The following is a 1,325-nucleotide window of genomic DNA, read 5'->3' on the forward strand; positions in this document are numbered from 1 at the left end:
ATCCAAGCCCTAGTGAGAAGCATGAGCCAATGACCATACCTGCTATAAGCATACATGCAAAGACAATCCAGTAATATTGATCAAATACTGCTGCGAGTAGGAAAATTCCCGTACTTACGCTGAACGTCCACGTTAAAATACGATCTCTTCCGTATTTATCACTTAATATACCGAGTGGAATTTGTGTAATAATGCCCCCAACTGCGAATGCTGGTAATAAGAAGGAAACTTCCGATACAGACCATCCTTTGCGAAGTGCGTATACTGGTAAGTTACTATTTAACATCGCTTCAAGTACGCCGTATGCGAGCGGACCAATTAGCGCAATCCAAGCTAATCCAACGACTTGTTTATAACGAGAAAAGGATGATTCACTTTCAGTTTTTGCCTCATCTTGTGCTGGAAATGCATTTTTCGTTGGTAGTAGTAAAAGCCATCCTATTAAGCAAAGTATAGTAGATACGATAAATGGTGTCGCAAGACCGTACTGAACAGTGCTTGCTAAATACGGGCCAACTGCGAAACCAATTCCGAAGAATACACCGTATATCGATACTTGTCTACCTATTTTACTCGGGTCTGATGTTGTCGTAATCCATGTTTGTGTTCCGACATGAAGCATATGATCTCCGACTCCAACTAGAAATCTAAGAACGAACCATACCCAAAATGAAAAAGTTTGTGTAAAAAAGAATAATGAAATAATAACGAGAAACCCACCAATAACGATAATTGGCTTCATTCCAAACTTTTGCATCGGTTTTTCAAGAAACGGTGAAATAACTAATATCCCAATATATAATGCCGTCGCATGAATACCGTTAATACTTGAACTAACCCCTTCTTGTTCAAAAATCATTGCRATGGYMGGTAAGAGCATCCCTTGTGAYAAACCTGAGATTGCYACAATYCCAACCATAATCCAAAAAGTAAAACGCATYGACATCCCTTTCCCTCTCCTTCTCACGCTTTCCACTTTTCATTATAAACTGTTTCTTCAAATGCGTGTACGAATATTCATAATAAAAAAGAAGCTAAAAGAATGAACCTTTTAGCTTCTTATCCTTCCCATACTTGCGCTTTCACATTGTAATGAAAGTGCTTGAAATATGGATTTTCATAAAATGAAGGCCCAAATAAAATCGGATGTGTATGGACCATTGATTGCTGCACTTGCAAAGGAACTACAGCTGGTGAAACTTGAATATACATCGGATTTATAATCATTTTTATATATTGATGATCATTATATGGAGAATGATATATTAAAAATGGATTATGCATTGACTCTCTCCCCTTATACATACAAATGCTATAGTATATGC

2 protein-coding genes are annotated in these 1,325 nt (G+C 37.4%); both read right to left on the reverse strand.

Features of this window, described 5'->3' with window-relative positions; all coding sequences use genetic code 11:
* Positions 1–946, reverse strand: a 946-nt coding sequence (locus AC1DJR_RS30000) for an MFS transporter (protein WP_477004261.1), incomplete at its 3' end; no start/stop codon positions are given.
* 113 nt (positions 947–1,059) lie between these two features.
* The gene (locus tag AC1DJR_RS30005; protein WP_060749870.1) at positions 1,060–1,284 is read right to left on the reverse strand and encodes a hypothetical protein; all 225 of its coding nucleotides are present in this window, start codon (positions 1,282–1,284) and stop codon (positions 1,060–1,062) included.
* Positions 1,285–1,325: the final 41 nt, after the last annotated feature.

It is taken from the genome of Bacillus sp. 05T31 (assembly GCF_056396725.1).